Below are 24,866 nucleotides of genomic sequence, written 5' to 3' on the forward strand. Positions count from 1 at the left end.
CCTCGCTGAAAAAGAAAAACCCTCATGAGCTGAGGGTTTTTTTCATATGGATATATAAGTGCAAAGTCGAATCGTTAATTTGTATTCACTCGATCTAATGCTTGGCATATAGGTGATAAGATATCCTCTTTACTTCGGACATTACCTTCCACCTTCACAATGACCTTTTCATTATTGACAAGTAAAATAGCCGGCAGTTCGTCTACTTCATTTTTCCAGCCTTTACGATCTTCTTTGACAATCATCTTGGACATTTCCTTCGGATATTCATTTTTTAAATCGAGCACTGCGTCATAATAAGGACTTTCTTTATCAAGATTTTCTGCATCAGTAAAAAAGAGAATTCTCGGCTTTTGAATATGACTGACCTGGTCTGTCTGATTCGGTATGATATACGCAAATGAGCATGAACTAAGTACAAAGAGCATAGGGAATATAATGAGAAGGGTCCTCATAAAATACAATCTATTCACCTCAAAATCCTTTGGGGTTGTACCAACATTTTTAGGAGCCAGTTCCCTGTTAGTCACTCTAGTGTATCACGTCCTTTTTGACAATTTTCGATTGTTACTCAATTGTTACAGAATTGATATGAAGCAAAATACATTTGAAACGTTTCCTCAATATGATGAGAAAAAAGCATATTTTTATAAAAAATGATTAAATGTGTCATACAATTAACCGTTGACAACTTAAATGTGACATCATATTATAGAGGTATGAAATAGATTAAACGCTTTCAAACTTTGAGTAAAGAAAAGGGGAATGTACGTGGGTACAATTATTTGTCAAGATTGCAATGAAACCATTGATCAATTTGAAAATGAAAAAGTGACAACACTTTATGGAACATGTGGTCACTGTCATTGCTGTGATGAAGCCTCTGAATAAATAAAAAAGCATGCAGCTCCAATTGGGGCTGCATGTTTCTTTTTTATAAAATGGCTTTTTGTTCTTTAATGACACGAATCATATTTAGTGTGGAATCTTCAGGTCCTTGAACAGGAAGACCGATTTCGATATTTTTAAAGATATAGGAGATATTTTCTTCTGTAATGATTTCTCCTGGTATAAAAATAGGAATACCAGGCGGATAAACCATGACAAATTCTGCAATGATCCGGCCAGCCGCTTCTTTAAATGGAATGACTTCCGTTGTTGCGTAAAAAGCGTCACGCGGCGTCATCGCAAGCGAAGGGATCTCAGGCAGTAACACTTCTGTCACGGCTTGTTTTCCGCCTTGACGTGCAGAGGTGGCCGCAATTTCCTTCATAGCCGTTACAAGCGTATCAATCGTCTCATCACAATCGCCAGGCGTTACGATACATAAAATGTTGTATAGGTCAGAGAGCTCTACTTCAATTCGGTAGCTTTCTCTTAGCCATTTCTCCACATCATGGCCATTGAGTCCAAGGTCTTTAATGGAGATGATTAATTTTGTTGGGTCATAATCATAAGTAGAAGGTGAACCGAGAATTTCTTGACCAATACAAGTAATACCTTCAATTTCGTTTAAACGAGTTCTTGCTGATTCAGCTAATCGAATGGCTTCATCTGCAAGTGCCTTTCCTTCAGTCGCTAATCGCTTTCTAGCGACATCCAGGGAGGCTAAAAGCAAATAAGAAGTAGACGTAGTTGTCAGCATGCTTAAAATAGATTGTACTCGATCCTTTGAAACAAGCCCTTCTTTTATATTTAAAATCGAGCTTTGGGTGAGAGAGCCACCAAGTTTATGCACACTTGTTGCTGCCATATCAGCTCCCGCCTGCATCGCAGACAGTGGAAGCTCATCGTGAAAATGAATATGCACACCATGTGCCTCATCTACAAGAACAGGTACGTCATATGAATGAGCAATCTCTACAATGGTTTTTAAATCAGCTGAAATACCAAAATACGTTGGGTTAATCACAAGCAGCCCTTTCGCATCTGGATGTTTAGTCAGCGCTTTTTTAGCTGACTCTGGCGTGATGCCATGAGAGATGCCAAGTTCTTTGTCAATTTCCGGGTGAATAAAAACAGGTACTGCACCAGAAAATACAATAGCAGACATAATCGACTTATGGACATTACGTGGAACAATAATTTTGTCTCCAGGGCCACAGACGGTCATCACCATTGTCATGATCGCGCCGCTTGTTCCTTGTATAGAGAAAAACGTATGGTCGGCACCAAATGCTTCTGCTGCAAGCTCCTGTGCTTCTTTGATCATTCCTCGAGGCGAATGTAAATCATCAAGAGGTTCTATATTAATAAGGTCAATGCTTAATGCATTGTCTCCAATGAATGCTCTAAATTCAGGATCCATTCCGGCTCCTTTTTTATGGCCTGGAATGTGAAATTGGACTGGATTGGTTGAAGCGTGTTTTTTTAGTCCAGTGTATAAGGGTGTATCATGTTGTGACAATTGCTTTCCCACCTTCATCGAAATACCTGCTATTATTATCCCAATAACAGCAGATTTCATTGCATAAAACAAAAGAATTATATTATGAACTGATCGGAATGTAAAGCATAAAATCAATCGGATTCTGATCAAACAGATGCTATAATAAAAGTTCAAATAAGAAATGTGGATTAAAGTGAGGGACAAGTAAATGGAATATCAATATCCAATGGACGTCGACTGGACAACTGAAGAAAAGATGGCGGTCATTTCATTTTTTCAAGCCGTTGAAAAAGCCTATGAAACAGGAATTGCGAAACAAGCGTTACTAGAGGCTTATAAACGATTTAAAGAAGTTGTACCATCAAAAGCAGAAGAAAAGACGCATTGTGCGGCGTTTGAAAAGGGAAGTGGGTATTCCCCTTATCGCACAGTAAAAAGTGCAAGAGAGGCTGAAGAAACAGCTATGATACGGATGTAAAAAACGAGCCAATATAGGCTCGTTTTTTTATACAGATTCTTTTTGTGTAAAGCGGTATAGATAAGTTACTGTGCGGAAGGCATCTTCAATTTTTGATAAGAATTCTTCATTATTCATTTGAATAACTTCTTCTCTAGGAAGCTGGATGCCGCAAAGGAGTTCGGCCTTTTTGACTGTTTGAACACGTTCAAATAGTGTTCTCAGCTGTTCAGCATCAAGTTCGCTGTGGCGGAGGACGTCCGGTTTCATATGATCCTTAGACCAAACAAAGTCTTGAGGTATTTTCTTTTGGATCGTGTCCAGCTCTTTTTCGAATAGTTGCCCATATTCACCTTTCACTGGAGATTCATAAATGAGCGCAAACCATACAAATACATGAGTTTTCCAAAGCCCAATTTGAAAATGAGGGAGCTTTTTATACCCACGCTTACTGTTAGCGAAAGCCACCCAAGTGTCATTTGGCGGGTTGACTGATCTTCTTGCATGTTTTGCCACGTGGACAAACATTTCGTCACCTGTAATAGAAGAAAGAAGCGGTGCAAAATGTTCACCAAGTGCTTCAAGCTTTGGACGGACTCTCTCTTTTAATACGGTCATACGTTCATCTAAACCGTCTACTGTGAATGTTTCAAAATCTTCATCTCTAAAACGCATTTCACTCATGTTATGCCTCCTGTATCTTTTCGCTGATCATATTTTATCATAGCTTGGGTCAAGCTCAAAAAAAGATGCACTTTAAAGAGAAAGATAGCAGGGATCTTGGTTCGGCGTTTAAAAACTTCGATTTTGTGGTACATAACAAATAGGTAAAAACACAATTTTCAGAATGTCGTTGCGGTTATGCGATCGCTTCATACGATATAAGCAAGAACCATTTCTCTTATCGATTGTATTTTTATCAATGAAAACTGACAAGGAATGAATCATTCTCTGGAAGGGGCGTTGACCAGTGAAGCAAATCGTGAAGCATGGGTATAGACAAGAGAAGAAGAATCGCATCGCTGTGTGGAGATTAGAGGTTGATTATGAGCTTTCTACGCTTCATGAAGCCATCGAGCAAAAAGATGATATCCAGGTAGAACGCAGCAAACGAAAGCTTGAGCGCCTAAGAAAAGAATGGGAGCAGCTTCAAGGGTAAAACAAGGTGAGGTAAAAACGAACCAATTCATCGGTTCGTTTTTGTATGAAGCTGCTTTTTTCTTGCTTTTACGTACATAATATCAGTATGCTAATACAAATAGGTACTACATAGAAAAGAGGTTTACAGTCCGATGACAAACTGGGTGGAAATTGACCGACTTGCAAAGCTTTGGGTAAAAGAAGCGGGTAGCCGCATTAAAGCATCCATGCAGGAAGGTCTATCAATTGAAACAAAATCAAATCCAAATGATCTTGTCACAAACATCGATAAAGAAACAGAACGTTTCTTCATTGAAAAGATACAGTCGACATTTTCAGATCATCATATTTTAGGAGAAGAGGGCCAAGGGGAAGAAGTGACCTCTCTAGACGGGATAGTATGGATCATTGATCCAATTGATGGCACCATGAACTTTATCCATCAAAAACGAAATTTTGCCATTTCAATTGGGATATTTGAACATGGTGTGGGGAAAATCGGCCTTATTTATGACGTCATCCATGACGAGCTCTATCATGCAGTCAAAGGAGAAGGGGCGTATATGAACGATACCTTACTCCCGCCTTTAAAAGATGTTGCCATTGAAAAAGCCATTGTCGGCATTAACCCAACATGGGCGATTGAAAGCCCCCATTTTGACGCTAAGCCGTTTGCCCGTCTCGTACGCGATGTGAGAGGAACACGAACGATTGGGTCAGCTGCACTTGAACTAGCTTATATTGCAAGCGGAAGAAGCGACGCATATGTCACGTTAAGGTTAGCGCCTTGGGATTATGCGGCTGGATGTGTGTTACTTGATGAAGTAGGCGCTGTTTACTCGAATATTCACGGCGAACGCTTGACATTTCTAGAGAAAAATAGCATTGTTGCTGGAAATCGATCCATCTGTGAAAAAATCTTGCATGATTACATAAAAGGAAGCGGAAATAAAAAATAAACAACATCACTTCATGAGAATGAAGTGATTTTTTGTATTTGATGAAACTTTTTGACAAGTCAAATGTCTATACGAACGAGGCCTTAATTTGAAGTAAAGGATTGTGTAGCGATGTTTGATTTGTTTAGTGATTTATCCCTCCATTTTGAAAGGTTTTTTATTTTAAATGAGTACAGTATCCACATGATTCAATGGTGTGTGCTTGGACTATTTGTCCTTTTTATTACACTTCCCATATGGAAAGAAAAGAAGAGTAGTTATGTATTTTATGCTGGAATCGTATTAAGAGTAGTTCTGCTAGGGAGTATGACACTTGAGATGATCCACCAAGTGCTAGCTAGACAGTATACGATCGAAACATTTGAAGTGCTGACAGATTTCATGCAATTTCTCATCTATGGATATGTCTTGCTTGCATCACTTTTCTATGTGATTTCTCTTCCTTATTTAAAAAATAGGGGCATGTTTTTTGCGTTTGATTTATCTGTGTTACTTCTGCCTTTATGTCAAACGGTATTTATTGTGTTAGTTGAAAGCAAAAAGTTCTTTCTCAGCGGTGATACGGAGCTGGTATGGAGAAATTTGATGACCATTGTGCTTATGATTGGCTTTGCCGCTTTGGTACTTCACCTATTCTTTCGTTTGTTTTGGCATCAGAAGTGGAAAGAATTGCTGTTTTTCTATGGCCTGATTTTCGCTGCGCTGCTGTATATTTTTTATCCTTCTATCTCGAAGCATGAGCTGCAATCTTCGTTTAAATCCATTGTGATTTTAGTAGCGGCCGCAGGAAGCTTTATGACATTACATTTGTTATGTGCGTTACTACAAAACAAGGTGAAGTTGAGACAGTGGGGTGCTTGGGGAATTGTCGTCTTTTTTATGCTGATGCTGAACCCGATCTTAAATCTTCCACATATCATGTTTCAATTTACTAAAACGGAACTGACAGATACTTTCTCAGAAGAATATCGCCCTTTATCTGAAGCAAGTGCAAAAGCATTCGCTTCAAAGTTTGTACCAGCGGACATTTCATTATATTCAACGACTATTAAGCAGCCGATCTCTGATAACTACGTGTTTGCAGCCGATCAGTATGAAGTGAATGTTTCTGCGTTTACAGGTGAATTAAACAGCTATTTTTATCATGGTCGCGCAAAGGGTCAGCATTTGACCGATAAAGAATATAGGGAAAAAACCATTGAATTTTTTGAAAGAAGCGGCCGATCCGTTGATCTAGACCGCATTCATGTAGTGGTTGAAAAAGAAGACGGGGAGACAAGCGTTCTTCTTTTGCCAAAAATGTCTCAGAATAAAGATGAGAGCTTAGCGTTTGCCACCTGGAAAAAAGAGACGCTTCGACAAGCGCAATATGGGAACGCCATCTTTCAATTGAAGGATGTAGATGGGATCAATTTAACAAACAAAGAAATGAAAACGAAAATTAATCGTATTTATAAAAAGTTAAATTTACAGCCCCCAGCTTACCAGATCACAGACGTTGATGCTTTTTATTTTGAATGGCAGCATGAAGTGGCGGTAAAGACAGCCGATCAATCTGAATTTCTGTTTAATGGTTCAACGAAAGAATTGCTGAAAATACAGCTATCAAAAGCGATTCTTCAACAGAAAAAAGGAAATATCAGTGACGAAGATTTGTTGGAATTGATAGGGGAACAGTCAAAAGACGTGAAGATAGAAACAGGAACTCGTGAACACAAACAATATACTTTTCACGGATCATCAAATTTACTTCATGTGACGAGAGATGCCGATGGAATTGAGTTGAATTGGCAATCAGACTCTTCTTTACCGCATACGGTATCGAATCAAGAACGTGATGAAGTCTATCAGCAAGTTCTCAAAAAGTATGAACCTTATGCCATCTATAAAAAACAAATCAAGCCGGTGAGAATGATCGACAAAGAGGGGAAAATGAGCATTTCGTGGTTTGTGATCATTCAAACCTTCGGATCGAATGAGCGGAAAATATATGAAGTAAATGGACGAACAAAAGAGGTGCAACGTTTTGACAGATAAAGAAAAACAAGCCATCTTTCAAGACTTATATGAATTGTATCAGGAAGGGGAGCTTGGAGAAGAGGCTTCTAACTGGATGAAGACGCATGAAAAGCAGTTTCAGCATTCTGTTAAGGGAAACGATTTTGCTCCTGTCCACACTGAGGATCAGAGCGATTATCACGAATTAAAACGCATGAAGTGGTTTATTTCTTCGTTATACTTCTTTTTTATCGTTTTATCAATTTGGATGACTGTGTGGTTTTATTTTTGATGTCTAGACCGACCAATCAAATTGAAAAAATATATGAAGAATATTTTCAGGAAATCACCAAATATTTATATCGCAGAACGGGAAATGTCGAAACAGCCAAGGATCTTGCGCAGGATGTATTTATCAAGGCACTGCATGGATTATCCTCTTTTAAAGGACATTCAAGCATTAAAACATGGCTTTACACCATTGCTTATCATACATTTGTCAACGACTATCGCCGAAAAGTAAAACGAACTTTTACGGATGTAGAAAAAGCTGACTTTTTAGAGCAGCAGATATTCATGACACCTGAAGAGCATTTAGAAACTCAAACGGATATTCAAAGGCTGTGGAGCCATATCAATCAATTGAAGGATTCTTACCGAGAAGTCCTCATTTTAAGAGATATTCAGGAATTATCGTATGAAGAAGTAGCGGAAATTTTGAATTGGACTTTATCTAAAGTAAAGACAACCCTTCATCGAGCAAGATTAGAGCTGAAACGAAAGCTACATTGTGAGGAGTTCAACAAATGAACTGTTATTTGATTGAAGAACTATTACCACTTTATATAGAAGGGGACACGAGTGAAGAAACAAATCAATTAGTGAATGAGCACTTACGTTCATGCAAAAAATGCCTTCATCTATATGAAGAAATGAAAGAACCAGTCTCTATTGCAAAGTCAACAGATTTCATACCGTTCATAGATGAAAAAGAAGAAAAAAGAAAGTTTGAAATGCGCTACTATGGAAAACTGTTATTACGGGCAAGTATCGTTTTTAGTATCGTCTATCTCATCATGCTCTTGATCTATTGGATATAAGAAAGAACCCCCATCTGGATGAACCGGATGGGGGTTTTTGAGCTTAGTTCAATTTTTCTTTAGCAATTTGAACTGCATCATAGAATGTTTTTAATTGCTCTTGAGGAATTTTCTTAAGCAATTGGTTGAAAACAAGTAATTCAGTAGAGCTGAATCCAAGACCTTTAGCGATTTTAGAATCAATTACAACGTTTCCTTTTTTGTCTAGAACAAGTGCATCACCAGCAAGATCAGCAATTCTGATCACTGATTTGAAAAGCTTTTCGAATTTAGTTGCTTCTTCTTTAGTTAGACCAAGTTCAACAGCTTTCGCTGCATCAAAAACCAATTTCCCTTTTTCGTTTTTAGAGATGCTTTCACTGAAAACGATTGTAAGAACAGCTGCGCGATCTAAGAATTTCTCAGCAGTCGCCGCTTCTTCTTCAGTCAAACCGAGCTCAACAGCTTTTTTCACATCAAATGTGTAGTTGTTGTCTTCCTCAACAAATGAATTGATGAGAATGTTGATAACACGCTCGTTTTTCTCCAATAATTCTTTAATAATTTGTTGCTGCTCAAAAGGAATCCCTTTGAAAGTTGCAGCACTTGCTTGCCCAGGAGCTACTGTTGTGAAAGTAAAAATGATAGCTAAAGCGAAAAATACAACAGAGCTGAGCGATTTGCTCAAAAACTTCTTCATGCTTCTTTTCTCTCCCTTTTCTGTTAAATTTTGTTGCAAGAACAGCATACCATGAGAAACTTTGTGGAAGAATAGGAAAAATGTAACTTTGTGTTTGATTTTGGAGAACTATAAAAGTTCTTGTCGAAAAATGGAAGAGTTCAGATTGCTTAGATTTGCCAACACTATATGAATTTTTTAGTTGAATCATTAGGATTACATAGGTGGTTGGTCTTGTTTTTACCCAAAATAAAAGCCTTCTACATGTAAAATGTAAAAGGCTTTTCATAAATTTTATGATTGTACGTTTAATTTTCGTTTTAATGTAAATCCTGTACCCATGAAAATCATGGCGAACACAATACTTAGACAAATACCCAGCACGTTTTTTTCTGCAAGAGTTACCCCAATAAACGCCATACTGACAACCGCAAGTAATGCACATAATAATAGAAGCCATTTGATTTGTTTCATTTGTCTCCATCCCTTTTTTTAGAGTTAATATAAGTTTACAGAAAAACGATCGGCATTTAAAGGGGATTGTGATATAATATGAAAGTTATCTAATTATTTTAGGAGATGAAAATGTGAAACTTCGAAAAGACCTTCGCAACATCGCAATTATTGCCCACGTTGACCATGGTAAAACGACGCTTGTTGACCAATTGCTCCATCAAGCTGGTACTTTCCGTGCGAATGAAAATATCGCTGAGAGAGCCATGGATTCAAATGATTTAGAGCGAGAGCGCGGTATTACGATCTTAGCTAAAAATACTGCGATCCATTATAAAGATACACGCATTAATATTTTAGATACACCAGGACACGCCGATTTCGGTGGTGAAGTTGAGCGTATCATGAAAATGGTAGATGGTGTACTTCTCGTTGTGGATGCATATGAAGGTTGTATGCCTCAAACACGATTCGTGCTAAAAAAAGCACTTGAGCAAAACTTAACACCAATTGTTGTTGTCAATAAAATTGACCGTGACTTTGCTCGTCCAGCTGAAGTAGTCGATGAAGTCATTGACTTGTTCATTGAATTGGATGCAACAGAAGAACAGCTTGAATTCCCAGTTGTATATGCATCAGCAATCAATGGTACAGCAAGTAACGATGCTAGTAAGCAAGATGAAAACATGGAATCGTTGTTTGAAGCGATTGTCAACCATATCCCATGCCCAGTCGACAACCATGAAGAGCCGCTTCAATTCCAAGTGGCGCTACTTGATTACAATGATTATGTTGGAAGAATTGGAATTGGCCGTGTATTTAGAGGAACGATGCAAGTAGGACAGCAAGTTGCTCTAATGAAAGTGGATGGCAGTGTAAAACAATTCCGCGTGACGAAGATTTTTGGTTTCCAAGGGTTAAAACGAGTGGAAATCAATGAAGCGAAAGCTGGAGATCTTGTCGCAGTATCTGGTATGGAAGACATCAACGTAGGTGAAACAGTCTGCCCGGTAGAACACCAAGAGGCTTTGCCGATCCTTCGTATTGATGAGCCGACACTTCAAATGACATTTGTTGTGAATAACAGCCCATTTGCAGGCCGTGAAGGAAAGTACGTGACATCACGTAAAATTGAAGAGCGTTTAGAACAGCAGCTTCAAACAGACGTAAGTCTTCGTGTAGATCCAACGGATTCACCTGATGCTTGGGTCGTATCAGGACGCGGTGAGCTTCACTTATCCATTCTGATTGAGAATATGAGACGTGAAGGATTTGAACTGCAAGTATCGAAGCCAGAAGTTATTGTAAAAGAAGTTGACGGTGTTCGATGTGAGCCTGTTGAGCGCGTTCAAATTGATGTACCAGAAGAGCACACTGGCTCTATCATGGAATCAATGGGCGCAAGAAAAGGTGAAATGATTGACATGATCAATAATGGTAATGGTCAAGTTCGCCTGATCTTTACAGTGCCATCACGTGGTTTAATCGGATATACAACTGAATTTCTTTCATTAACTCGTGGTTTTGGTATTTTGAACCATACGTTTGACAGCTACCAGCCGATGCAGTCTGGTCAAGTTGGCGGACGCCGTCAAGGTGTACTTGTTTCAATGGAAACAGGTAAAGCAACTGCTTACGGAATCCAAGGCGTTGAAGAGCGCGGTGTGATTTTCGTTGAGCCGGGTGTTGAAGTATACCAAGGAATGATTGTTGGTGAGCATAACCGTGAAAACGATCTTGTTGTCAACGTGAGCCGTATGAAACAACAAACAAACGTACGTTCAGCGACAAAAGATCAAACGGTTAGTATGAAAAAACCACGTATTATGTCACTTGAGGAATCTCTTGAGTACTTAAATGAAGACGAATACTGTGAGGTTACACCGGAATCTATCCGTTTAAGAAAGAAAATTTTAGATAAAAACGAACGTGAGAAAGCAGCGAAGAAGAAAAAGCTAGCAGGATTATCGTAATTCCATGAAGAATTAAAAAGATAGAACCCTGAAAGATAAGGGGAGGGAATCTTTTTGAATGATCAGGAAGTAAGTGAGAATCTATCCTTTTTCGCGATGCTGTTTCGTGTCGATGAAAATCCGCAAACAGGGATGTGGCTCTTATATGGCACCATCCTTGTTTTAGCGATTATTGTTTTTAAACTCGGCTTTGCTAGACGTTTACCGATTTTAAAAGCACTTGTCATTTATTTGTTTTTGATTTTTGGCTGCACGTTTCTCACATTTCTAGGTATCTTCTTGCCAGTCGCAGAAGGCCTGGTTGTGGCAGCTGTCATTTTGATTATTTATAAAATACGGCTGCATCGTGCGAAAAAAGAAGGAACAGTAAGTACGTAAAAAAGACCTGAACTTGTGTCAGGTCTTTTTTACGTCTTCTGTTCTTTTTTTCCTTTTTTCTTCTTTTTCTCTTTCGTCGCAGGATCTTGATAAAGAGAGAATCTGCCAGTTTTGATGCGTGCCTCTGTCTTTACTTTAATTCTTTCCTGGCAGTCATCGCACATATATGTATGAATCGGTCGATTTCTTAACCGTTTAGCAACAAGTGTATCATCATTAATGGTTTCAAGCTTTTCACATAATGAGCACTTCACTCTCATCATTTTCACCTCACTTTGGTCATGCCTTCATTATAGCATGTTTTTTGAGCCACTTAAAATCAGCATAAAAAAGGCTTATATCACAAGAGATATAAGCCGCAGCGTGTAGACAAACCCTCGCATTCGGTGTCAGTCCTGCGCTTCGGTGCTCACGAATGTCAAATTCGCTCCGCGCCGATGCTCGTCCTTCCTAGACTGCAAAGGTTTTCTATCACGCTGAAAAGAAGACAAAGAGCCAAAATAAAGTTCATTTTAGCCCTTTGTCAACAATCTGATGATTATATCACAAGAGATATAAGCCGTTCTCATTATTTCTTCTGATTCATATGATGGTTTGATTGATCATTTTGGTTTTTTTCTAATTGCTTTTGATCTTGTTGTTTGAGCTGATGATTCGGATCATTTGTCGTATCTATTTCGTTACGGTCGATTTCATTTCGAGGCATTTCTGGCATAACACGGCCCACAATAGCTGCTAATTCGTCCATAATTCCACTTACTGGCCTGCCAGCTTGTATTTCTTTGCCCATTTCCTTTAAACGGCTCACTGTATCAGGGTCAGCGACGACAACAGCATTCGCACCTTCTGGGTCATTTTTCAGTGCTTTGGCGACTGAATATTTAATGGTTTCAACTTTGCTTCTATCTAAATCATCTTTTACATCAATGCCGACGACAGCATACTTGCCGATGACGATTGCTGTTGCGTCATTTACATCTGCTACATGCTCAGTCACATTCACTAGGTGCTTTGCCACATCTGTTGATGGGCGGGCTTTGTCAGTGTTTTTCTTGGATGAGTCTGATACTCTTACTAAATGCTTGTTTCCGTCTTGATGTTCTTGTGCCAAAGGCTTCTCTTGATGCTGGCAAGCGCCTAATAAAAGAATGGTTTGAACCATGAATAACGTCAAAAATAGTCGCATGTGTATTCCCTCCTTCACAAACTGCATGATTTATTTTATTGTTGAATTAACCTTCTAACTTTATTCATGAAAACATATATTTTAACAATCGTTTTTGGAAAGACAAGGATGAATGAAACCCCGATCAGGAGGCGAAGGACCTGAGTAAAATTTATGTATTAGACACAAATGTGTTATTACAGGATCCGAATTCAATCTTTTCATTTGAAGACAACGAGGTCGTGATTCCGGCCGTAGTGTTAGAAGAAGTAGACTCGAAAAAAAGATATATGGACGAGGTTGGGCAAAATGCACGACGTGTCTCACGTTTAATCGACGGGTTGAGATCGAAAGGGAGACTGCATGAAAAAATTACGCTGGAGTCAAAAGGAACGCTGCGTATTGAGCTGAATCATCGCTCTTTCCATGAACTTCAAGAAATTTTCATCGAAAAAACAAACGATAACCGAATTTTGGCTGTTGCGAAGAATTTGAGCCTAGAGGAAGAAACAAAACCGGATGGCCGGCCTGTTATTTTGGTCAGCAAAGATGTCCTAGTGCGAGTAAAGGCGGATGCCATTGGTCTGCAAGCAGAGGATTTCTTAAGCGATCGAGTGCTACAAAATGAAGACATTGATAACGGCTATCACGAGCTCTATATTCCGACTGAGCAGCTGAATACATTTTATAAGCAAAATCAGTTACCGATAAAAGAAGTCACCCAGGCGCCATTAAACCCTCATCAATTTATCATTATGAAGGGAAATGAAGGTGGTTCTGCTTTGGGGATGCTTGATCAAAAAGCAGAGCATGTAAAACGGCTTATTTATGACCAAGAACATATTTGGGGAATTCGCCCAAAAAATGTCCAGCAAACGATGGCGCTTGAGTTACTTTTACGCCGCGATATTCCGCTTGTGACACTTATCGGAAAAGCGGGAACAGGAAAGACACTGCTTGCACTTGCTGCTGGATTAATGCAGACAGAGGACCTCGGCATGTTTAAAAAGCTCATCGTGGCCCGCTCCATTGTTCCTGTTGGTAAGGACTTAGGGTATTTGCCAGGCGAAAAAGAAGAGAAACTCAGACCGTGGATGCAGCCGATCTATGACAACCTAGAATTTTTATTTAACACAAAAAAACCTGGTGAACTCGATGCGATACTAGCGGGCATCGGTTCAATTCAAGTGGAAGCTTTAACGTATATTCGCGGGAGAAGTATCCCTGATCAATTTATCATTATCGATGAGGCGCAAAATTTAACAAAACACGAAGTAAAAACATTATTAACGCGGGTTGGTGAGGGAAGTAAAATTGTGCTCATGGGAGACCCAGAGCAGATAGATCACCCTTATTTAGACAGCTTAAATAATGGGCTCACATATGTCATTGAGCGTTTCAAAGGGCAGCAAATATCTGGACATGTCAAGCTTGTCAAAGGAGAAAGGTCTGGACTTGCACAGCTTGCAGCTGATTTATTATAGTCCAGACCCGTCATCTTATGTAATGATTAACTCTTTGACGCCTTTAATCGGCTGAGTGATGTTGGACTGATCCTCGAAATAGACGTGGATTGGTCCTTCTTCTGTTATAGGCTTTCCATTTTGGCTGAAATGGGCAATGCTATCCATCGCCTTAGAGAGCGGAACAGCAATTGTTTCTGTTTCTGTGACAAATTCACACGTCTCCGCTTGTTTGAGCGGTTCTGCATTTTTTATCATGTCGCCAAGTTTCATCCCGAAGCTGCCTGTGACAAGCCTTTCTTTTTCGTACTTTTTCTCTGTTTTTAATGTGGGTGGAAGTGTTTGACCTTCTCTTATGACCCGCTCTTGATCGAGCTCCTGATCTAGCTGCTGCTCTTCGCTTGCTGCACTTTTCTCAAAAAATGAATCCATTAAAAATTTACGGTCATCAAAAATCCATACACTCGGATCAATGGTGATCTTGTATTGTACGTTCCCCTTGATTTGAATAATGCTCATGTTCAAGACAACCCCTTTCCAACATAAATTATAGAAGTTTTCGCCCGCTTTGTCACTTTCATAAACATGCACTTCCTTGTACACACTACGATTAGACGAAAAATAGGGAGGATTTTGGACATGGCATGTCGTGACAATGAAGAGCTTCAGCGATTTGTAGAAGAGGCAAAAAAGGTGGCCAAAAATGGAAAGGTAGCATCCTATATTCCGGCACTCGGTAAAGCGGATCAATCGGATTTATCTGTCGCTGTTTATCATGTGAGTAATACGTGCCACTCAGCGGGAGATGTTGATAAACGATTCACCCTGCAAAGTATTTCAAAAGTATTAGCACTGGCGCTCGTGCTCTCAGAAGAAGGACCGAAAAAAGTGTTTCAATATGTTGGACAAGAACCGACTGGCGACCCGTTTAATTCGATGATTAAACTAGAGACTGCAAGCCCCAATAAGCCGCTTAACCCAATGATTAATGCAGGAGCGCTTGCCGTTACAAGTTTAATAAGAGGGGCAACGCCGCAAGATCAGCTGAACCGGCTGCTTGGTTTTATTAGAGAGCTTGCCAATGACACCACCATTACATATTGCAAAGAAACAGCTGCATCCGAATTTGAAACATCAATGATTAACCGCGCAATGTGCTATTATATGAAGCAATATCATATCATTAAAGGGAATGTAGAAGAGGTGATGGATGTCTATACGAAGCAGTGCGCCGTCATGATGAATAGCCTGGATTTGGCGAAGATCGCGTGTGTTTTTTCATTAGATGGCAGGCATCCAGAGACAGGAAAGCAAATCCTTTCGAAAGATGTTGCTAGAATTTGTAAAACGTTTATGGTCACATGCGGTATGTACAATGCGAGCGGGGAATTTGCGATCAATATCGGAATCCCTGCTAAAAGTGGTGTTTCAGGCGGAATTATGGGGGCGGCGCCATACGACTTTGGGATAGGTATATTTGGGCCTGCTTTGGATGAAAAAGGGAATAGTATTGCGGGTATTAAGCTGCTTGAACTCATGAGTGAAAAATATGAGATGAGTATCTTTTAATGACGAATGGCTTCTTTTTATTTTTACAGAGCGAACTGTACAAATCTGCTTGCAATTTTGGGCGTTTCGCTTTATGATAAATAGAAGAATTAGGTACTCGCCTGGGGAACGGAGGGATACTTTTGGCGTCAGAAATTTTAGTCGATCATCGGCAAAAAGCACTGGCTTTATTAAAATTGGATGCAGATAAAATTTTAAAATTGATCCAAGTGCAAATGGACAACTTAACGATGCCGCAATGTCCTCTTTATGAAGAGGTTTTAGATACTCAAATGTTCGGATTATCGAGAGAAATTGATTTCGCTGTCCGGCTTGGATTAGTTGATCAACATGAAGGCAAAAAACTACTCGATAAACTTGAGAGAGAACTGTCCGCACTTCATGATGCGTTCACAAAAAAATAATGATTGAAAACTCAAACTTCCACAACATAAGTTTGAGTTTTTTTGTCCGCCTTTTTATTTTGATTGATGCCAAACGGACTTGATTGTCTCATGAAAGACGAACAATATAAAGAGGTAAAACGGGATCAAACGGAGAAAATGTAGTAGAATAAGAACAGCTAAGAGAAGAGAATATCAAGCAGTAGAAATAGACGTTAGGAAGAGGATTATATGTTAAAGAGAATGCTAAAATCGTATGACTACTCATTATTGTTCGCCATTATATTAATTAGCGCATTCGGCTTGGTGATGGTGTATAGCTCAAGTATGATTACATCTGTGATCAGATATGATGCTGCGCCAGATAATTTTTTCAAGAAACAGCTTTTATTTATGATTGTCGGGGCGGTCATCTTGATTTTTACAGCCCTCATTCCGTATCAGCTGCTCTTAAATAAAAGATTCCAAATTGTGATGCTTTTGCTATCTGTGTTTTCTCTCATTTATGTGTACTTTGGCGGTCACATTGCAGGGAATGCTAGAAGTTGGATCAAATTTGGACCTTTTAGTCTTCAGCCAGCGGAATTCGTGAAGATCGTTGTCATCATTTATCTTGCTGCTGTCTATGCAAAGAAGCAGCATTATATTGACCATATTTTAAGAGGGGTTACACCTCCAATTGTGGTTGTCTCCATCCTATGCGGATTTATTATTTTGCAGCCAGACTATGGGACAGCTTTTATCATTGGTATGATTGCCCTTGCGATGATTTTATGCTCAGGGTTTAGCGGTAAAACGCTGGCCAAGCTGCTCGCTTTATTTAGTGCGGTGATGGTTGTTGTGACACCGTTTATTATTCTTTTTTGGGATAAAATTTTCACGCAGAATCGTCTTGGACGTTTTGAGAGTTTCCAAGATCCATTTAAAGACGCAGGCGCTTCTGGGCATCAATTGATTAATTCATATTATGCGATTGGGTCAGGCGGCTTTTTTGGGCTTGGTCTTGGAGAGAGTGTACAAAAGTATGGATACCTTCCAGAACCACATACAGATTTTATCATGGCAATTATCTCGGAAGAGCTTGGTTTTTTCGGTGTATTTTTTGTCCTTGCTCTCCTTGGCTTTATTGTTGTGAAAGGTTTTTACATTGCGAGAAAGTGTGAAGATCCGTTTGGAAGTTTGCTTGCAATAGGAATTTCTTCAATGATTGCCATCCAAACGTGTATTAATTTGGGCGGTGTTTCAGGCCTCATTCCGATCACTGGGGTCACACTTCCGTTTATCAGCTACGGGGGATCCTCTATCATTTTACTGAGTGGATGTATGGGAATATTGCTGAATATCAGCATGTTTACTGAATATAAAGAGCGTTATAAAAAGAAAAAATCAATCAGCAAACCATCGATTCAAAAAAATGGATTGCAGAAAACTTTGAATCTTTAGAAAACAAAAGTGTACAGTTTTCATTTCTTCCTTTATTATAGAGTACATATAAAATTTTAAGGGATATGGAGGAGTGAGAATGTCACAGAGAACAATTCAAAAGGTTCTAGTTGCAAACAGAGGGGAAATCGCTATCAGAGTCTTTAGGGCCTGTACGGAGCTCAACTTACGTACAGTGGCCATTTACTCCAAAGAAGACTCGGGCTCTTATCATCGCTATAAAGCCGATGAAGCATATCTAGTTGGAGAAGGGAAAAAGCCGATTGATGCCTACCTTGATATCGAGGGGATCATCGAAATTGCAAAACGAAATGACGTGGATGCGATTCATCCAGGATACGGATTTTTATCTGAAAACATTCATTTTGCAAGACGATGCGAAGAGGAAGGCATCCAATTCATCGGCCCAACTTCTCAACATTTAGATATGTTTGGAGATAAAGTAAAAGCGAGAGATGAAGCGAAAAAAGCTGGAATTCCAGTCATTCCAGGAAGTGACGGGCCAGTTGATTCGGTCAAAGAAGTCGAAAAATTCGGTGAAGAATACGGCTACCCGTTTATTATTAAAGCTTCACTTGGAGGCGGCGGCCGAGGTATGCGGATTGTCAGATCAAAAGAGGAGCTGAACGAAGCCTATGACCGTGCAAAGTCAGAGGCGAAAGCGGCTTTTGGAAATGACGAAGTATATGTTGAAAAGTTGATTGAAAATCCGAAACATATTGAAGTGCAGGTGATTGGAGACAATCACGGCAATATCATTCATTTATACGAGCGTGACTGCTCTGTTCAAAGGCGTCATCAAAAAGTCATTGAGGTTGCGCCAAGTGTGTCTCTTTCTAATCAATTACGTGAAGACATCTGTGAAGCGGCTGTTCAGCTGGCCCAGAATGTATCGTATATCAATGCAGGGACTGTAGAATTCCTAGTGGCAAATGGGGAGTTTTATTTTATTGAAGTCAATCCTAGGGTCCAAGTGGAACACACGATCACAGAAATGATCACAGGTGTCGATATCGTCCAAACCCAAATTCTTGTCGCAAAAGGACATGACCTCCACAGCAAAGAAGTCGGGATACCAAAACAAGAAGATATCTTTACACATGGATTTGCCATTCAATCAAGGGTCACAACAGAAGATCCTTTGAATGATTTTATGCCAGATACAGGAAAAATCATGGCTTACCGTTCAGGCGGTGGTTTTGGTGTACGTCTTGATACAGGGAACAGCTTCCAAGGTGCGGTGATTACACCTTATTACGATTCACTGTTGGTCAAGCTGTCAACTTGGGCACTTACATTTGATCAAGCTGCGGCTAAAATGGTCCGAAATTTACAAGAATTCAGGATTCGCGGTATTAAAACAAATATTCCGTTTCTTGAAAACGTTGCAAAGCACGAGAAGTTTCTAAGAGGGGAATATGATACATCGTTTATTGATTCAACACCTGAGCTATTTAACTTCCCTAAGCAAAAAGACCGCGGAACGAAAATGCTTACTTATATTGGTAACGTTACCATTAATGGGTTCCCTGGTATTTCGGAAAATAAGAAGCCTCATTTTGATCAACCAAATGTGCCGAAACTTGCTGTCCATGAAACGATTCCTTCTGGAACAAAACAATTGTTAGACAAGCATGGACCTGAGGGGCTCGCCAATTGGGTGAAAGAGCAAAGCGGTGTACTCTTAACGGATACAACCTTTAGAGACGCACATCAATCCCTGCTTGCAACACGCTTTAGAACACACGACTTAAAGAAAGTTGCTCAGCCAACAGCAGGTTTATGGCCAGAGTTATTCAGTATGGAAATGTGGGGCGGCGCTACATTTGATGTGGCATATCGTTTCTTGAAAGAAGATCCTTGGGAAAGATTGAAAGAGCTTCGTCAAGAAGTGCCAAACACTTTGTTCCAAATGCTATTAAGATCATCAAACGCTGTTGGATATACAAACTATGCGGATAATGTGATTAAAGCATTTGTAAAGGAATCGGCAGAGGCAGGCATTGATGTCTTCCGTATTTTTGACAGCCTAAACTGGGTCAAAGGCATGACGCTTGCCATTGATTCTGTTCGTGAATCCGGCAAAGTGGCAGAGGCAGCGATTTGTTATACAGGTGATATTCTTGATCCATCACGTCCGAAATATGATTTGAAATATTATGTCTCTCTTGCGAAGGAGCTTGAATCCGCAGGCGCTCATATTTTAGGCATTAAAGATATGGCGGGATTATTAAAACCGCAAGCGGCTTATGAGCTTGTATCGGCTCTAAAAGACGAGCTCACGATTCCAATCCATCTTCATACACACGATACGAGTGGAAATGGACTCTTCACCTATGCAAGAGCGATTGATGCAGGTGTTGATATTGTTGATGTTGCTGTCAGCTCTATGGCGGGGCTCACATCACAACCAAGTGCGAGCTCATTATATTATGCTTTAGACGGACATGAAAGAAAGCCAGAAATGAATGTTCAAGCGGTTGAACGTCTTTCTCAATATTGGGATTCCGTCAGAAAATATTATCATGAGTTTGAAAGCGGAATGAATTCACCGCATACAGAAATTTATGAGCATGAAATGCCTGGCGGTCAGTATAGTAACCTGCAGCAGCAGGCGAAAGGGGTCGGCCTTGGCGAACGCTGGAATGAAGTAAAAGAAATGTACAGACGTGTAAATGACATGTTTGGTGACATTGTGAAAGTGACACCGTCTTCTAAAGTGGTCGGAGATATGGCACTTTATATGGTGCAAAACGATCTGACAGAAGAGGATGTTTATGAAAAAGGAGCAACACTGGATTTCCCAGATTCGGTTGTTGAATTGTTTAAAGGTTATTTAGGGCAGCCTCATGGCGGATTCCCAGAAAAGCTGCAAAAGCTGATTTTAAAAGGGGAGGAGCCGCTTACTGTCAGACCGGGTGAGAAACTGAAGCCTGTGGACTTTGAAGAGATCAAAAAGCAGTTCAAAGAATCACATGATCTGACGTTGACAGAACAAGATGCCATTGCATATGCTTTATACCCGAAAGTCTTTTCTGAATTTGTTCAAACAGCAGAAAGCTATGGAGATATCTCTGTTCTTGACACACCTACCTTCTTCTACGGCATGAGACTTGGTGAAGAAATTGAGGTGGAAATTGAAAAAGGGAAAACCCTCATTGTCAAACTCGTGTCCATTGGAGAACCGAATCCGGACGCTACAAGAGTGCTTTACTTTGAACTGAATGGACAGCCGCGTGAAGTGGTCATTAAGGATGAAAGCATCAAATCCTCCGTTCAAGAAAAAATGAAGGCAGATCGCTCAAATCCAAATCACATTGCGGCATCAATGCCAGGCACTGTCATCAAAGTACTTGTTGAAAAAGGACAGAAAATTTCACAAGGTGAGCATTTGATGATCAATGAAGCGATGAAAATGGAAACGACGGTACAAGCACCGTTCTCAGCAGTCGTGGATGAAATTCATGTCACGAATGGAGAAGGGATTCAAACTGGAGATCTGTTGATTGTCTTAAAGCCTGAATAATGAGTGAGACACATCCATTTGGATGTGTCTTTTTTTGAGCGCATTAAAATGTGCAGCCGTCCGCTAGAGTGATTACACTATAGAATGAGGTGAAGAAAGAGTGGAAATTGTCGTGATTTGGTTTCGCCGAGATATGCGATTGGATGATCATATCGCCTTATCAAAAGCGATCACATATGCAAAAAAACATCAGTACCGATTATTTGCTTTTTATCATCTAGATCCATTTTTTACAGAAATGGAACTGGATTTGAACAACGAACATTTCTTTCAAAACTTGGCCAATTTCGTCAAGGAAGCGAGAGAATCTCACATGTATGTTCATCTCATTCATGATGATATTTTGTCCGCTTTTCAAAAGCTCATGAATGCTTATGACATCAATGCGGTCTTTTTTAATGAGGACGAAGTAGGAAATGGTCGAATTCGTGATGAGCAAGTGACCTGTTTCTTAGAAGAAAAGGGCATTCATGTGTCAAAGTGGCAAGATACGCATCTGCATGGGGCGAGAGATATTTTAAAAGCGGATGGGACTCATTATCAAGTGTTTACTCCATACTATCAAGCGTGGCGGAAGCAGGAGAAGCAGTCTGTGATAAAAGTTGACAAATCATTTCTGAGCAGCAAGCATACGATTTGTGATGAGTCACTTTCTGAAAAGGGAGATGAGAAACTAAGGGACATCATCAAGAAATGTACAAGGAAATTCGATCAGATTGGATCAGACAAAGCGATGAGCACGCTAGGCGGCTTTATTCAAGAAAGATTGACGCATTATCACGAGAAACGAGATATTCCGTCTGTTTTTGGGACGAGCAAGCTGTCTCGGTTTTTAAAAACCGGGACCATTTCTATTCGCACGATCTTTCATGCAGTCAATGAGGAAGAACTTTTTGAAGATAAGGGCAAGGAAACATTTATGAAAGAGCTAGCGTGGCGTGATTTTTATCATATGATCTTTGCGCATTATCCAGAGATGAAAGAAAAAGAAATCAACGCCTCCTTTCAACATATAAAATGGAATGATGATCAGACACTTTTTGAAGCTTGGTGTAAAGGACAAACAGGCTTCCCACTCGTTGACGCTGGGATGAGACAGTTAAATGAAGAAGGCTGGATGCATAACCGTTTGAGAATGGTGACGGCTTCATTCCTGACAAAAGATTATCTCATCGATTGGAGAATGGGCGAAGCGTATTTCGCGAGAAAACTTGTCGACTATGACGAGGCTTCGAATATTGGAGGATTTCAGTGGGCAGCCTCTGTCGGAACGGATGCTGTTCCTTACTTCCGTATTTTTAACCCAACGACCCAGTCGAAACGATTTGATCCAAGCGGAGAATATATTAGAAGGTATGTACCAGAACTAAAGCATGTGAATGAAAAATGGATTCATGAACCGAGTAAAATGCCGATAGATGAGCAAATGAAATCGGGATGTGTGCTGGGGGATACATATCCTCTGCCTACAGTCGATCATCAAGAAAGACGAAAAAAGGCCATTTCGCTATTTGAAGAAGCGAAACAAACATGAAAGAAATCCCCCTTTTCGGATGAAAGGGGGATTGTATGTTTATCTGAAAGGCTCTCTATTTTCATATTTAAACCGGGCAATGAGTAAGCAGAAGTAGCATAGTACCCCAAACAAACAAGAAATAAAGAATGAATGAGCAAGCGCATAACCGAGTGCGAGCTGAGAATAAACAGACATGACACCTGAGATCGCTTGAAGTGTAATCAGAATGGCTGAAATGATCCATCCATAATACAGCTGCTTTTGTTCTTTATAATGTTTAAGGGCATGGAACATCGCAACAAATATCCAAACGAATAAAAGAAGGGCTGCTGCTCGGTGAGACATTTGAACCCATTGATTAAAATACGCTGGAAGTGCGCCGTCTTTTGAACAAAATGGGAAGACAGAGCATGCAAGACTTGATTTTGTATGTCTCACATAGGCGCCCGTATACACCACAATATACGTATATGTGATCAACCCATAAATATGGAACTGCATTCTTTTGCCGATATGAAGCGGCTTCACAAGCTTTGTTTCAGATCTGGTGGCTTCAAACACAAGTAGTGCCAGCAGTAAAACGGAAGCAAAAGAAATCAGTGAAATACCGAAGTGCAGTGCCATGACAAGTGCGTTAGAACCAAACACAACGGCGAGTGCCCCTAACAGCGCTTGAAGCAGTAAGAATATAATGGACATGATGACCAAAAATTTGGTTTCACGGAATACTGGACTGATTTTTTTCCAGCATAAGACCGCCAGTGCCAATACAAGAATGGTGGAAACTCCTGTTGACATGCGGTGGCTCCATTCGATAATGGAAGCAGGGTTCATTTCTGGAAAGAAACGACCGTGGCAAAGGGGCCATTGTCTGCCGCAGCCAAGACCGGAGCCAGTTTTCGTCACAAGCGCACCGCCAATCAGAACGATCAGCATCACAAATGTTGTGACAACGCTCAATAACCTTAAAGCAAATTTCATCAAATGATTTCACCTTCTCTAAATAACTTCTGATCTAAATGAAAACCTCACATGCTCTCAAGTTTAAGCCAAATGCGTGTTCTGTTGCAATTCATAATGACCAAAGTTCACAAAAAAATGATATGTTAGTTCACAAAGTTTACAGATTTAGAGTGCTTGATCTTTCTTTGACAGTCTGATAGAAATAGAGGAGAGAATATTTCATTTTGCACCGCCTTCTGAAACGCACATCCTAATAAATTCACGAAAAGTTCACAAATAACTTCAAGTTTGTCGTTTATTATTTAATAGGATGTTTTTTTACAGCTCTTTATCTTGTATGATAGAGTTGTAACGATTTTACGTTTTATTCGTTCGTTTGAAGGTTTGGGCAAGGGAGGTTATACACATTGGCAAATTCCAAAACAGCCGCGGAAGCAGCTATTCATGGACAAATAGAAGAAACAACCGCTTTAAAAGATTTTCTTGCTCTTATTAAAATGGGCATCGTCAATTCCAATTTCATTACAACATTTACTGGAATGTGGCTTGCTTTTTATTTTACAGATATGAGTTTTCTTGGGAATCTTGATATTGTGCTGTTAACAATGATTGGTTCTTCTCTTATTATTGCCGGTTCATGCGCCATTAATAATGCGTTTGACCGTGATATTGATATACTAATGGAAAGAACAAAAACAAGACCGACGGTGACAGGTAAAGTTCAGCCAGGTCAAGCGTATGCATTTGGTATTCTGCTTGTTGTACTTGGACTGATTATGCTTCTGATGACAACTGTTACATCAGCAGTGATTGGATTTATCGGTGTCTTTACTTATGCAGTTCTATACACGATGTGGTCTAAACGTCATTACACCATTAATACAGTCATTGGGAGTGTATCTGGTGCGGTTCCGCCATTAATTGGCTGGACAGCTGTTACAGGCACCATCGACACAACGGCTTGGGTCCTGTTTATGATTATGTTCATCTGGCAAATTCCGCATTTCTTATCACTTGCGATTAAGAAAACGGAAGATTACCGTAAAGCAGGTATTCCAATGCTGCCAGTTGTTTACGGCTTTGAAGTCACAAAACGCCAAATCATCATTTGGACAGCATGTCTTCTTCCGCTTCCATTTTTCTTAGGTGGATTAGGATGGCCGATTGTCGCACTTGGCACATTGCTGAACATTGGATGGCTCGTCATTGGGCTTATGGGCTTTAAAATGAAAGATATCATGAAGTGGTCAACACTCATGTTCGTTTATTCATTAAACTACTTAACGATCTTTTTCGTTGCGATGATTATTATTACACTATTCTAGAGTGAAAT

Annotated in this window: 26 protein-coding genes; 17 read left to right on the forward strand and 9 right to left on the reverse strand. The window is 39.9% G+C overall.

Features of this window, described 5'->3' with window-relative positions:
• Positions 1–74: 74 nt before the first annotated feature.
• Positions 75–455: a hypothetical protein gene (locus NST73_RS07380; RefSeq protein ID WP_223255627.1), complete on the reverse strand. Its 381-nt coding sequence runs from the start codon at positions 453–455 to the stop codon at positions 75–77.
• 316 nt (positions 456–771) lie between these two features.
• Here NST73_RS07380 and NST73_RS07385 point away from each other — a divergent pair, with 316 nt between their 5' ends.
• On the forward strand, positions 772–891 hold the full coding sequence (locus NST73_RS07385) for a GapA-binding peptide SR1P (RefSeq protein ID WP_003212464.1): 120 nt from the start codon (positions 772–774) through the stop codon (positions 889–891).
• A gap of 43 nt (positions 892–934) precedes the next feature.
• Here the strand turns inward: NST73_RS07385 and NST73_RS07390 are convergent, their stop codons facing one another.
• Positions 935–2,407: an aminotransferase class I/II-fold pyridoxal phosphate-dependent enzyme gene (locus tag NST73_RS07390; protein ID WP_138278475.1), complete on the reverse strand. Its 1,473-nt coding sequence runs from the start codon at positions 2,405–2,407 to the stop codon at positions 935–937.
• Between the two features lie 190 nt (positions 2,408–2,597).
• On the opposite strand from NST73_RS07390, the gene NST73_RS07395 reads away from it, so the two are divergent.
• On the forward strand, positions 2,598–2,867 hold the full coding sequence (locus NST73_RS07395; protein ID WP_008345089.1) for a UPF0223 family protein: 270 nt from the start codon (positions 2,598–2,600) through the stop codon (positions 2,865–2,867).
• Between the two features lie 27 nt (positions 2,868–2,894).
• On the opposite strand, the gene NST73_RS07400 is transcribed toward NST73_RS07395, so the two are convergent.
• Positions 2,895–3,530, reverse strand: coding sequence for a DUF1054 domain-containing protein (locus NST73_RS07400; protein ID WP_045034227.1), 636 nt, complete (start codon positions 3,528–3,530; stop codon positions 2,895–2,897).
• A gap of 286 nt (positions 3,531–3,816) precedes the next feature.
• Between NST73_RS07400 and NST73_RS07405 the strand changes: the two genes are divergently transcribed.
• From NST73_RS07405 to NST73_RS07430, 6 genes are all read left to right on the forward strand, one after another.
• Entirely contained in the window at positions 3,817–4,005 is a 189-nt protein-coding gene (locus NST73_RS07405) for a hypothetical protein (protein ID WP_008345085.1), read from the forward strand.
• A 133-nt stretch (positions 4,006–4,138) separates the two neighbouring features.
• On the forward strand, positions 4,139–4,945 hold the full coding sequence (locus NST73_RS07410) for an inositol monophosphatase family protein (RefSeq protein ID WP_100324953.1): 807 nt from the start codon (positions 4,139–4,141) through the stop codon (positions 4,943–4,945).
• A gap of 111 nt (positions 4,946–5,056) precedes the next feature.
• Positions 5,057–6,982 carry a hypothetical protein gene (locus NST73_RS07415; RefSeq protein ID WP_342499497.1) on the forward strand — a complete coding sequence of 642 codons (1,926 nt, stop codon included), beginning with the start codon at positions 5,057–5,059 and terminating at the stop codon, positions 6,980–6,982.
• Positions 6,972–7,235, forward strand: a complete 264-nt coding sequence (locus NST73_RS07420; protein WP_178897104.1) for a hypothetical protein — start codon at positions 6,972–6,974, stop codon at positions 7,233–7,235. Before NST73_RS07415 ends, NST73_RS07420 begins: the two co-directional genes overlap by 11 nt.
• Positions 7,235–7,753, forward strand: coding sequence for a sigma-70 family RNA polymerase sigma factor (locus NST73_RS07425; RefSeq protein WP_072367728.1), 519 nt, complete (start codon positions 7,235–7,237; stop codon positions 7,751–7,753). The genes NST73_RS07420 and NST73_RS07425 overlap by 1 nt, the downstream gene beginning before the upstream one ends.
• Entirely contained in the window at positions 7,750–8,043 is a 294-nt protein-coding gene (locus NST73_RS07430; protein WP_058337387.1) for a zf-HC2 domain-containing protein, read from the forward strand. The genes NST73_RS07425 and NST73_RS07430 overlap by 4 nt, the downstream gene beginning before the upstream one ends.
• A gap of 43 nt (positions 8,044–8,086) precedes the next feature.
• On the opposite strand, the gene NST73_RS07435 is transcribed toward NST73_RS07430, so the two are convergent.
• Together NST73_RS07435 and NST73_RS07440 are read right to left on the reverse strand one after the other, a co-directional pair.
• Positions 8,087–8,722, reverse strand: a complete 636-nt coding sequence (locus NST73_RS07435) for a hypothetical protein (protein ID WP_072367717.1) — start codon at positions 8,720–8,722, stop codon at positions 8,087–8,089.
• A gap of 273 nt (positions 8,723–8,995) precedes the next feature.
• On the reverse strand, positions 8,996–9,175 hold the full coding sequence (locus NST73_RS07440; RefSeq protein WP_003211596.1) for a DUF5325 family protein: 180 nt from the start codon (positions 9,173–9,175) through the stop codon (positions 8,996–8,998).
• A 113-nt stretch (positions 9,176–9,288) separates the two neighbouring features.
• Here NST73_RS07440 and typA point away from each other — a divergent pair, with 113 nt between their 5' ends.
• Positions 9,289–11,127, forward strand: coding sequence for a translational GTPase TypA (gene typA, locus NST73_RS07445; RefSeq protein WP_012009833.1), 1,839 nt, complete (start codon positions 9,289–9,291; stop codon positions 11,125–11,127).
• A gap of 54 nt (positions 11,128–11,181) precedes the next feature.
• Complete coding sequence (locus tag NST73_RS07450; protein WP_007499841.1) at positions 11,182–11,505, forward strand: YlaH-like family protein; 324 nt, start codon at positions 11,182–11,184, stop codon at positions 11,503–11,505.
• 29 nt (positions 11,506–11,534) lie between these two features.
• Here the strand turns inward: NST73_RS07450 and NST73_RS07455 are convergent, their stop codons facing one another.
• Positions 11,535–11,765, reverse strand: coding sequence for a YlaI family protein (locus NST73_RS07455; RefSeq protein WP_008345063.1), 231 nt, complete (start codon positions 11,763–11,765; stop codon positions 11,535–11,537).
• 308 nt (positions 11,766–12,073) lie between these two features.
• The gene (locus NST73_RS07460; protein ID WP_342499498.1) at positions 12,074–12,691 is read right to left on the reverse strand and encodes a YhcN/YlaJ family sporulation lipoprotein; all 618 of its coding nucleotides are present in this window, start codon (positions 12,689–12,691) and stop codon (positions 12,074–12,076) included.
• 140 nt (positions 12,692–12,831) lie between these two features.
• On the opposite strand from NST73_RS07460, the gene NST73_RS07465 reads away from it, so the two are divergent.
• The gene (locus NST73_RS07465) at positions 12,832–14,154 is read left to right on the forward strand and encodes a PhoH family protein (RefSeq protein WP_259254357.1); all 1,323 of its coding nucleotides are present in this window, start codon (positions 12,832–12,834) and stop codon (positions 14,152–14,154) included.
• Positions 14,155–14,169: 15 nt separating this feature from the next.
• Here the strand turns inward: NST73_RS07465 and NST73_RS07470 are convergent, their stop codons facing one another.
• Entirely contained in the window at positions 14,170–14,652 is a 483-nt protein-coding gene (locus tag NST73_RS07470; protein ID WP_173407980.1) for a peptidyl-prolyl cis-trans isomerase, read from the reverse strand.
• A 120-nt stretch (positions 14,653–14,772) separates the two neighbouring features.
• Here NST73_RS07470 and glsA point away from each other — a divergent pair, with 120 nt between their 5' ends.
• From glsA to NST73_RS07495, 5 genes are all read left to right on the forward strand, one after another.
• Positions 14,773–15,702, forward strand: coding sequence for a glutaminase A (gene glsA, locus NST73_RS07475; protein ID WP_019743436.1), 930 nt, complete (start codon positions 14,773–14,775; stop codon positions 15,700–15,702).
• A gap of 122 nt (positions 15,703–15,824) precedes the next feature.
• The gene (locus tag NST73_RS07480; protein WP_003212509.1) at positions 15,825–16,106 is read left to right on the forward strand and encodes a YlaN family protein; all 282 of its coding nucleotides are present in this window, start codon (positions 15,825–15,827) and stop codon (positions 16,104–16,106) included.
• A 210-nt stretch (positions 16,107–16,316) separates the two neighbouring features.
• Positions 16,317–17,528, forward strand: a complete 1,212-nt coding sequence (gene ftsW, locus NST73_RS07485; protein WP_008345051.1) for a putative lipid II flippase FtsW — start codon at positions 16,317–16,319, stop codon at positions 17,526–17,528.
• Positions 17,529–17,607: 79 nt separating this feature from the next.
• Positions 17,608–21,054: a pyruvate carboxylase gene (gene pyc, locus NST73_RS07490; RefSeq protein WP_041092203.1), complete on the forward strand. Its 3,447-nt coding sequence runs from the start codon at positions 17,608–17,610 to the stop codon at positions 21,052–21,054.
• A 100-nt stretch (positions 21,055–21,154) separates the two neighbouring features.
• On the forward strand, positions 21,155–22,588 hold the full coding sequence (locus NST73_RS07495; protein WP_146270188.1) for a deoxyribodipyrimidine photo-lyase: 1,434 nt from the start codon (positions 21,155–21,157) through the stop codon (positions 22,586–22,588).
• A 39-nt stretch (positions 22,589–22,627) separates the two neighbouring features.
• Here the strand turns inward: NST73_RS07495 and NST73_RS07500 are convergent, their stop codons facing one another.
• Positions 22,628–23,551, reverse strand: coding sequence for a heme A synthase (locus tag NST73_RS07500; RefSeq protein WP_024720295.1), 924 nt, complete (start codon positions 23,549–23,551; stop codon positions 22,628–22,630).
• 389 nt (positions 23,552–23,940) lie between these two features.
• On the opposite strand from NST73_RS07500, the gene cyoE reads away from it, so the two are divergent.
• Complete coding sequence (gene cyoE, locus NST73_RS07505) at positions 23,941–24,858, forward strand: heme o synthase (protein ID WP_007499825.1); 918 nt, start codon at positions 23,941–23,943, stop codon at positions 24,856–24,858.
• Positions 24,859–24,866: the final 8 nt, after the last annotated feature.

Origin of the sequence: Bacillus sp. FSL W7-1034 (assembly GCF_038593365.1) — a bacterium.
GTDB lineage: Bacteria > Bacillota > Bacilli > Bacillales > Bacillaceae > Bacillus > Bacillus altitudinis.

Excerpts from the sequence above, each read along its gene's own strand:
- NST73_RS07425 (WP_072367728.1), top strand. The coding sequence starts at position 7,235 with ATGTCTAGACCGACCAATCAAATTGAAAAAATATATGAAGAATATTTT.
- glsA (WP_019743436.1), top strand. The coding sequence starts at position 14,773 with ATGGCATGTCGTGACAATGAAGAGCTTCAGCGATTTGTAGAAGAGGCA.
- NST73_RS07455 (WP_008345063.1), bottom strand. The coding sequence starts at position 11,765 with ATGAGAGTGAAGTGCTCATTATGTGAAAAGCTTGAAACCATTAATGAT.
- NST73_RS07500 (WP_024720295.1), bottom strand. The coding sequence starts at position 23,551 with ATGAAATTTGCTTTAAGGTTATTGAGCGTTGTCACAACATTTGTGATG.
- ftsW (WP_008345051.1), top strand. The coding sequence starts at position 16,317 with ATGTTAAAGAGAATGCTAAAATCGTATGACTACTCATTATTGTTCGCC.
- NST73_RS07395 (WP_008345089.1), top strand. The coding sequence starts at position 2,598 with ATGGAATATCAATATCCAATGGACGTCGACTGGACAACTGAAGAAAAG.
- NST73_RS07435 (WP_072367717.1), bottom strand. The coding sequence starts at position 8,722 with ATGAAGAAGTTTTTGAGCAAATCGCTCAGCTCTGTTGTATTTTTCGCT.
- NST73_RS07380 (WP_223255627.1), bottom strand. The coding sequence starts at position 455 with ATGAGGACCCTTCTCATTATATTCCCTATGCTCTTTGTACTTAGTTCA.
- NST73_RS07410 (WP_100324953.1), top strand. The coding sequence starts at position 4,139 with ATGACAAACTGGGTGGAAATTGACCGACTTGCAAAGCTTTGGGTAAAA.
- NST73_RS07470 (WP_173407980.1), bottom strand. The coding sequence starts at position 14,652 with ATGAGCATTATTCAAATCAAGGGGAACGTACAATACAAGATCACCATT.
- NST73_RS07430 (WP_058337387.1), top strand. The coding sequence starts at position 7,750 with ATGAACTGTTATTTGATTGAAGAACTATTACCACTTTATATAGAAGGG.
- NST73_RS07440 (WP_003211596.1), bottom strand. The coding sequence starts at position 9,175 with ATGAAACAAATCAAATGGCTTCTATTATTATGTGCATTACTTGCGGTT.
- NST73_RS07415 (WP_342499497.1), top strand. The coding sequence starts at position 5,057 with ATGTTTGATTTGTTTAGTGATTTATCCCTCCATTTTGAAAGGTTTTTT.
- NST73_RS07460 (WP_342499498.1), bottom strand. The coding sequence starts at position 12,691 with ATGCGACTATTTTTGACGTTATTCATGGTTCAAACCATTCTTTTATTA.
- NST73_RS07400 (WP_045034227.1), bottom strand. The coding sequence starts at position 3,530 with ATGAGTGAAATGCGTTTTAGAGATGAAGATTTTGAAACATTCACAGTA.
- pyc (WP_041092203.1), top strand. The coding sequence starts at position 17,608 with ATGTCACAGAGAACAATTCAAAAGGTTCTAGTTGCAAACAGAGGGGAA.